Raw genomic sequence first — 7877 nt, forward strand, 5'->3', positions numbered from 1 at the left:
GTCCCGGTCATCGAGACCGGCACCGGCAACTGCCACGTCTACGTCGACGCCCACGCCGACCTCGACATGGCCCTCGAGATCCTGATCAACTCCAAGGCGCAGCGGGTCAGCGTGTGCAACGCCGCCGAGACGCTGCTGGTCCACCGGGCCATCGCCGCCGAGTTCCTGCCGCGCGCGCTGGACGCCCTCGCCGAGGCAGGGGTCACCGTGCACGCCGACGAGCGGGTGCTGGCGTACGCCAAGGACACCAAGGCGACCGTCGTCGAGGCCACCCCGGAGGACTGGGAGGCCGAGTACCTGTCGTACGACATCGCCGCAGCCGTCGTCGACTCCCTGGACAAGGCCGTGGAGCACATCCGGCTGTGGACCTCCGGTCACACCGAGGCCATCGTGACGACCTCCCAGCAGGCCGCCCGCCGCTTCACCCAGCTGGTCGACTCCACCACGGTCGCCGTGAACGCCTCCACCCGCTTCACGGACGGCGGCCAGTTCGGCTTCGGCGCGGAGATCGGCATCTCGACGCAGAAGCTGCACGCACGCGGCCCGATGGGGCTGCCTGAACTGACCAGCACGAAGTACATCGTCACCGGGGACGGGCACGTACGGCGCTGAGAAGCGCGGCACCGGCATATGCGGCGGACACGCGCCCCGGTCCGCGCCCGTGCCACAGCGGAGACGTCTCAGCAGGCGGATGAATTTCCATACCGTCTGCCCAAATTGACCCCCCAGGTCTACCCTGGATCCGTGCCGGAGGACGTGGGGGGCACGCCGTTCCCTGACGGCTGGGAGCCCGACGACGACCACGACCGCGGGGTGTCGGACGAAGAGTTCGCCTCCGTGGTCTTCGACGAGGCCTTCGTACAGGCGGCCGTGGTGCACGAGCCGACCGCCGTCGAACGCCTCCTGGCTGCCGCGCAGGCCAGAGCCGAGGCCTCCGAGGCGGAGGCCCGCCGGGCGCACGGCAGAGGCGAGCGGTACGACGACGGATACGGTGCCGACGACCCCGGTTTCGGCCGCGACCCGGACTTCGACGACCTCGACGACCCCGAGCTTCTCGACAGCCGCGACGGCATGCCGGGACCGTACGGAAAGCAGGTCCGCTGGCACCGCCCGGTCGCCTGGCTGCTCGCCCTCGTGATGGGCATCGGCATGGTCGCGCTGGCCTTCGCCGCGGTCTACCGGGGCGCCTCCTCGGGCCGCCAGGACCAGGTCCCGCCGCCCGCCTCCACCGGCCTGGAGCAGGGCACCTCGGCCGCTCCCTCCGCCTCCGCCGACTACTCCCAGCCGGCCGTCTCCGCGGTTCCGCGCACGCCCTGAACGCGCCCTGCGCAGGTATGCGCCATTCTGGTGAGTACCTGTCAGAAGTTGTGGTGTAGCAGGGCGTTTACCGGAGCTTCGGGAGACCTACTCTGAAGTTATGGGCGGGCCTGGAGAACCACCCGAGGGGACACCCGACGGCGCCTCCAACGGTGCGGAAGACGAATACCGATCCGTCGTCTTCGACGAGTCGTTCGTCCGCGCTGCCCGCCTCCAGGAGTTCTCCGCGCAGGAGCGCCTGACCGACCACGCGCCCGCCGTACGCCGCCGGCCGCCCCTGCGCCGGGGACTGTCCCGGCAGGCGCTCGTCCTGGTCGTGCTGATCGCCCTCGCCTTCGGCACCGCGATCTACATGGGCGTACGGCACCCCTACCAGACCCCGCAGGCCCACCAGCCCGTCGAGCCCCTGCGGATGACCGTCATCCCGCTCGCCCCGAAGGGCAGCGTGCCCGGCGCCACCGACCCCGAACAGCTGTACGCCAACAGTCCCGCCGCGCAGTTCCGCACCGGCGCCGAGGGCATACCGCTGCCCGCCGCCCGGCGCACCGCGAACTTCTCGGACGGCCAGGTCGTCACCGCCCTGACCACCGCCAAGGACTACATCGTCCGCTCCTCGCTCTACCCCGAGGTGCTCACCGGCGAGCAGGTCCGGCCCGTGCGGGTCCTGCTCGACCCCGGCCAGCTCGACCAGTTCGACCGCAGTTTCGAGGTGCCCTCCGCCGACGGCCGGCACGCTCCCACCGGCTGGCTGGTGCGCTTCGACCCCGCCCACGCCGAACTGGCCGACCGCGAGATCCGGGTGCAGGGCACCCTGCAGGTCACCGAGGCCGACTCGGCCACCCTCGAGGTCACCGCGGACCACACCTTCGTGTACGCGCTGCGACCGGCCGACGCCGGTGCGAAGGCCGAGGCGTCGCTGTTCACCGTCCGCCGCGAGCTGCACTTCCGCTTCGACCGCGACGACCTGCGCCTGCACCAGGCCCAGCTGGTCGGCTCGCACGTCCAGGCAGGCCCGCTGTCCTGCGCCGAGGACGCCGCCGGCCGGCTGCGCCCGCTGCTCGCCGGCCAGACCCCGAAGGCCGGCGGCCCGGCCGACACGGACCCGTACGCCCCGCACGGCGCGACGGCCCTGTGCGGGACGCTGGCGGACAGCGCCCAGCCGAAGGTGTGAGCGCCGGACTGCGGTCAGGCCTCGTCGCGCGGCGGCTGGTCCTTGGGCGGTGTGTCGGCGGAGCCGCCCGTGAAGCCGCCGAAGCCGCGCCGCACCCGGCTGCCCAGGTCGCCGGCGCCGCCCGCGATGTCGGTGACCAGCTTCATCAGCGGGTCCTTCGAGGCGCGCACATGGCCCGCATAGTGCGAGGCCGACTCGCGGAAGGAGTCCGAGACCGAGGTGTCCTTGTCCTCGTCGCGCCGCGGGTAGTGGCCGTCCATGATCCGCTGGTAGTCGCGGGAGGCCGCCCACTTCTTCAGCTCGGCCGCGCGCACGGTGGTGAAGGGGTGGGTGCGGGGCAGCGTGTTGAGGATCTTCAGCACGGAGTCGCGCAGGTCGCCGCCGGCCTCGTACTCCTCGGCCTGCTCCAGGAACGCGTCCACGTTCATCTCGTGCAGATGGTTGCCGCCCGCGAGCTTCATCAGGCCGCGCATCGAGGCCTGGAGGTCCTGGCCGACCAGCAGTCCCGCGCGGTCGGCGGACAGCTCCGACTTGCGGAACCACTCGCGCAGCGCGGTCACGATCGCCATGATCGCCACGCCGCCCAGCGGGATCCAGGCCACCCGCAGGGCGAGGTTGGTCAGGAACAGCAGGATGGTGCGGTAGACGGAGTGCCCGGACAGGGCGTGGCCGGCCTCGTGGCCGATGACCGCCCGCATCTCCTCCTCGTCGAGCAGCTCGACGAGCCCGGTCGTGACGACGATGATCGGCTCGTCCATGCCGATGCACATCGCGTTGGGCTGCGGATCCTGGTTGACGTACATCGGCGGGACCTTCTCCAGGTCCAGGATGTAGCAGGCGTCCCGCAGCATGTCGTTGAGGTGGGTGAACTGCCGGTCCGAGACGCGTACCGAGTCGGACAGGAACAGCAGCCTCAGGCTCCGCTCGGGCAGCAGGCCGCTGAGCGCCTTGAAGGCCGTGTCGAAGCCGCTCAGCTTGCGCAGCGCGACCAGGGCGGAGCGGTCCGCCGGATGCTCGTACGCACGCGAGGAGATTCCCGGGAAGCGCCTGCGCTGCCGGCTCGGCACGTGCTCGTGCTGCTGGTGGCCGTCGTCGGACATGTCTTCCCCCATGTGCGTCGGTGTGCTCTGTGTGCTCTGCGCGCTGTTGTCCGCGCGCTGTTGTCTTTGCGCTTTCTTGTACGCCCCCGAAGCAAGGCCCAGCCTAGGCGGAGATACCGTGGACGGGCAGTACAGCGAAGGAGTCCCGCACCATGGAGCACCACCCCGCAGCCGCCTGGCTCACCGAGGCCGCGAGCGCCGCCCAGCAGCAGGGGGCGGGGAATCTTCTCCGGGTCGTACTGATCGTGATGGTGGTCGGCTGTGTGCTGACCGCCTGGTTCCTGCTTCGGGGTTACAGGCGGAAGGACGACTGAGCGCCCCGGAAGGTTGCCCGACGGCGGAGTCGGGGTGATCGCGGCCGAGGCGCCCGCATACGATGAGTCGACGTCTCTTCCGCCCACACGCGATAGGTCCTGCCGAAGATGAGCTTCCACAGCGCCGCAGCCCAGTTGGTCACCCTCGCCGCCGAGGGCGAGGAGCACGGCGGCAACCACGAGAGCATCAACCCCCTGGTCACCGGTGGCGGCGCGTTCCTCGCCCTGATGCTGCTGCTGTGGATCACCACCCGCTTCAACCGCGACCGCTGAGTCCACAGACCGGGCCGGTAGGGTCTGCACGCATGGGAGAGCAGGACATGCCTACCGGTCCGGCACATGACACGACGAGCGGCAAGCGCCGCCTCGGCGTCATGGGCGGAACGTTCGACCCGATCCACCACGGACACCTGGTCGCGGCGAGCGAGGTCGCCGCGCAGTTCCACCTCGACGAGGTGGTGTTCGTGCCCACCGGGCAGCCGTGGCAGAAGACCCACCGCAAGGTCTCCCTGGCCGAGGACCGCTACCTGATGACGGTCATCGCGACCGCCGAGAACCCCCAGTTCTCGGTGAGCCGTATCGACATCGACCGCGGTGGCCCCACCTACACCGTGGACACGCTGCGCGATCTGCGCGCGCTCAACCCCGACACGGACCTGTTCTTCATCACCGGCGCCGACGCCCTCGCCCAGATCCTGACCTGGCGGGACAGCGAGGAGCTGTTCTCCCTCGCCCACTTCATCGGCGTGACCCGGCCCGGTCACCACCTCAACGACCCCGGGCTCCCCGAGGGCGGCGTCTCCCTGATCGAGGTGCCCGCCCTCGCCATCTCCTCCACGGACTGCCGTGCGAGAGTCGCCAAGGGCGACCCCATCTGGTATCTGGTGCCGGACGGAGTCGTGCGCTACATCGCCAAACGAGAGCTGTACCGCGGCGAGTGAGCCGAGAGGGGCACCGGTGAACGACCGATACGACGCTGGTTACGGGGGCGACCAGTACGAGCTCGTCGGCCACGACGAGCACGGCCGGCCTGTGCACCGGCAGGTGCCGCAGCCGCCGTCCCCACAGCAGCCGCACGGCCCTTACACACAGTAGGGTTACGGCTACGACCCGTACGCGACGGGGCAGCAGCAGCCGGTACCCCCGTACGACCCCTACTGGACGGGGCAGCAGCAGCCGGTGCCGTCGTACGACCCGTACGGGACCGGCCGGCAGCCCCGCGTCGCCGAGCAGACCGCCTACATCCCGCAGCAGGCGGGCCCGGTCGAGGAACCCGTACGGGACGACCGGGATCACCGGGGCGACCCGGCGTACCAGGACGACCGGGAGTACCAGGACGACCGGGACTACCGCACCGAACAGTTCGCCTTCGTCGAGGACCCCGACGGGGACTCCGAGGACGTCATCGACTGGCTGAAGTTCACCGAGAACCGCACCGAGCGCCGCGAGGAGGCCCGGCGCCGCGCCCGCAGCCGCCTCATCGCCCTGGTCGTCGTCCTGGCGCTGGCCGCGACCGGCGGCGTCGGCTACCTCTGGTACGCCGGAAAGCTCCCCGGCCTGTCGTCGTCCGACGACAAGACCGGCGGTACGACGACCGCGACCGCGCAGAAACGCGACGTGATCGTCGTCCACCTGCACGACACCAAGAAGGGCGGCACCTCCACGGCGCTGCTCGTCGACAACACCACCACCGAGCAGGGCACCACCGTCCTGCTGCCCAACGCCCTCGCCCTGACCGGCGACGACGGCACGACGACCCTGGCCAAGTCGGTCGAGGACGACGGCTCCTCCGGCACCCGCGAGGCCCTGGACACCGTCCTCGGCACCTCGATCCAGGGCACCTGGCGCCTCGACACCCCCTACCTGCAGAACCTCGTCGACCTCGTCGGCAACATCGAGATCGACACCAACGCCGACGTGCCCGACCCCGAGGCCAAGAAGAAGGGCGAGGCGCCCCTCGTCAGCAAGGGCGAGAGCCAGACCCTCAGCGGCAAGATGGCCGTCGCCTACGCCACCTACCGCGCCTCCGGCGAGGCCCAGAACGCCCAGCTGGAGCGGTTCGGGCAGGTCATGCAGGGCGTGCTGCGCAAGATGTCCTCCGACGCCCAGGCCGCGACGACCACCGTGCAGACCCTCGCGCAGATCCTCGACCCGTCGCTCACCGACAAGGACCTCGGGACCTTCCTCGCGGGCCTCTCCGACCTCGCCAAGGGCGGCGACTACAAGACGGCCATGCTGCCCGTCCAGACCGACGGCACACTGAGCGCGCAGGCCAGTGACAGCGTGGTCAAGGACGTCCTCGGCGGCACCGCGAAGAGCCCCGACCAGGACGCGGCCGTCCGGGTCTCCGTGCGGAACGCCAGCGGTGTGAAGGACAACACGGAGAAGGCCCGGGTGGTCCTCCTCAACGGCGGCTTCACCTTCCTGGAGGCCGGTACGGCAGGCAGCGCCCAGGCCGCCTCCGAGATCACCTACGCGGACGCCGCCGACAAGGAGAACGCCACCGAGGTCGCCAAGACCCTGGGGCTGCCGGAGGACGCGGTGGTCAAGGGCAAGGTCTCCGCGAACGCGAACGTGTCCGTGGTGCTCGGGCAGGACTACGAGCCGGCCTCGGCCGGTTAGGGCCTGTCCGGCGGATCCTGTCGCAGACGCGGGGTCTGGCACGCCCATCTGCCGCGTTGTCGTCGGTCGCCGACTCCCTCCTCCGCCTTGCAGCTGGACGCACCAGACCCCGCTCACCTGCGCTTAAGGGCGCCGCCGATTTCCTGCGACCTGATCCGTCGGACAGGCCCTAATCGCGTGGGGTGCCGTCGGCGGTCCGTGAGACCCTTGAGGACAAGTGACCGCCGACGGAAAGCCATGTAGTGACCGCAACAGACCGATCTCTCGAGCTCATCAACACCGCCGCCCAGGCGGCCGCCGACAAGCTCGCGCACGACGTCATCGCCTACGACGTGAGCGATGTGCTGTCGATCACGGATGCCTTCCTGCTGGCGTCCGCGCCCAGCGACCGCCAGGTCAAGTCGATCGTCGACGAGATCGAGGAACGGCTCCAGAAGGAACTCGGCGCCAAGCCGGTGCGTCGCGAGGGCGACCGCGAGGCCCGCTGGGTGCTGCTCGACTACGTCGACATCGTCGTCCACGTCCAGCACAGCGAGGAACGGGTCTTCTACGCCCTGGAGCGACTGTGGAAGGACTGCCCCGAGATCGAGCTGCCCGCCGACGCCCGGGCCACCCGCGGCAAGGCCGAGGAGCACGCCAAGCTGAAGGCCGCCGAGGAGGCCGCCGAGACGGGTGGTGAGTGGCGGTGAGCACCACCGGGGAGGTGACCGGCGCGAAGCCGGGCCGCGGCCGCCGCGTCATCCTCTGGCGGCACGGCCAGACCTCCTGGAACGTGGAGCGCCGTTTCCAGGGCACCACCGACGTCGAGCTGACCGAGACCGGCCTGGCCCAGGCCCGCCGCGCCGCCCGGCTGCTGGCCTCCCTCAAGCCCGACGCGATCGTCTCCTCGGACCTGAGGCGGGCCGCGAACACGGCCGCCGAGCTGGCCGCGCTCACCGGCCTGGAGGTCAACCACACCGAGGCCCTGCGCGAGACCTACGCGGGCGTCTGGCAGGGCCTGACGCACGAGGAGATCATCGTCCGGCACGGCGACGAGTACGCCGCGTGGAAGCGCGGTGAGCCGGTGCGCCGCGGCGGCGGCGAACTGGAGACCGAGGTCGCCGACCGTGCCGCCCCGGTCGTGCTCCGGCACGCCGAGAAGCTGCCCGACGACGGCACGCTGGTCGTGGTCAGCCACGGCGGCACGATCCGCACCACGATCGGCCGTCTCCTCGGCCTGGAGTCCCGCCACTGGGAGAGCCTCGGCGGGCTCTCCAACTGCTGCTGGTCCGTCCTCGGCGAGGGCGCCCGCGGCTGGCGGCTGCTCGAGCACAACGCCGGCACGCTGCCGGAGCCGGTGCTCGGCGACGACGA

The 7877-nt window shown here is 70.9% G+C and carries 11 protein-coding genes; 10 read left to right on the forward strand and 1 reads right to left on the reverse strand.

The genetic code is table 11. The annotated features are described in order from the left end of the window. From ACTWQJ_RS41775 to ACTWQJ_RS41785, 3 genes are all read left to right on the forward strand, one after another. Positions 1–612 (forward strand): glutamate-5-semialdehyde dehydrogenase (locus tag ACTWQJ_RS41775; protein WP_443311640.1); only part of this gene is annotated, 612 nt, incomplete at its 5' end. A gap of 132 nt (positions 613–744) precedes the next feature. After that, positions 745–1317: an SCO2584 family spore wall biosynthesis protein gene (locus ACTWQJ_RS41780; protein ID WP_443311641.1), complete on the forward strand. Its 573-nt coding sequence runs from the start codon at positions 745–747 to the stop codon at positions 1315–1317. A gap of 100 nt (positions 1318–1417) precedes the next feature. Beyond that, positions 1418–2488, forward strand: coding sequence for an SCO2583 family membrane protein (locus tag ACTWQJ_RS41785; RefSeq protein ID WP_443311643.1), 1071 nt, complete (start codon positions 1418–1420; stop codon positions 2486–2488). Between the two features lie 14 nt (positions 2489–2502). Here the strand turns inward: ACTWQJ_RS41785 and ACTWQJ_RS41790 are convergent, their stop codons facing one another. Further along, on the reverse strand, positions 2503–3588 hold the full coding sequence (locus ACTWQJ_RS41790; protein WP_443311644.1) for a M48 family metallopeptidase: 1086 nt from the start codon (positions 3586–3588) through the stop codon (positions 2503–2505). 152 nt (positions 3589–3740) lie between these two features. Between ACTWQJ_RS41790 and ACTWQJ_RS41795 the strand changes: the two genes are divergently transcribed. The 7 genes from ACTWQJ_RS41795 to ACTWQJ_RS41825 all read left to right on the forward strand — a co-directional run. Next, positions 3741–3902, forward strand: coding sequence for a hypothetical protein (locus ACTWQJ_RS41795; RefSeq protein ID WP_165396471.1), 162 nt, complete (start codon positions 3741–3743; stop codon positions 3900–3902). Between the two features lie 108 nt (positions 3903–4010). Continuing rightward, positions 4011–4175 carry a hypothetical protein gene (locus tag ACTWQJ_RS41800; protein WP_443311645.1) on the forward strand — a complete coding sequence of 55 codons (165 nt, stop codon included), beginning with the start codon at positions 4011–4013 and terminating at the stop codon, positions 4173–4175. A gap of 32 nt (positions 4176–4207) precedes the next feature. Then, positions 4208–4843 carry a nicotinate-nucleotide adenylyltransferase gene (nadD, locus tag ACTWQJ_RS41805; RefSeq protein ID WP_224736815.1) on the forward strand — a complete coding sequence of 212 codons (636 nt, stop codon included), beginning with the start codon at positions 4208–4210 and terminating at the stop codon, positions 4841–4843. 16 nt (positions 4844–4859) lie between these two features. Next, a complete protein-coding gene (locus ACTWQJ_RS41810; protein ID WP_443311646.1) occupies positions 4860–4997 on the forward strand; it encodes a hypothetical protein in 138 nt (45 codons plus the stop codon). Positions 4998–5081: 84 nt separating this feature from the next. Continuing rightward, positions 5082–6524 (forward strand): LCP family protein, encoded by a 1443-nt coding sequence (locus tag ACTWQJ_RS41815; RefSeq protein WP_443311647.1) that lies wholly within the window; start codon positions 5082–5084, stop codon positions 6522–6524. Positions 6525–6766: 242 nt separating this feature from the next. After that, the gene (gene rsfS, locus ACTWQJ_RS41820) at positions 6767–7213 is read left to right on the forward strand and encodes a ribosome silencing factor (RefSeq protein WP_443311648.1); all 447 of its coding nucleotides are present in this window, start codon (positions 6767–6769) and stop codon (positions 7211–7213) included. Then, on the forward strand, positions 7204–7877 hold a 674-nt coding region (locus ACTWQJ_RS41825), incomplete at its 3' end, for a histidine phosphatase family protein (protein ID WP_443311649.1). The genes rsfS and ACTWQJ_RS41825, both read left to right, overlap by 10 nt.

The organism is Streptomyces sp. KR55, from assembly GCF_052245645.1.
GTDB classification, from domain to species: Bacteria; Actinomycetota; Actinomycetes; order Streptomycetales; family Streptomycetaceae; genus Streptomyces; species Streptomyces flavusporus.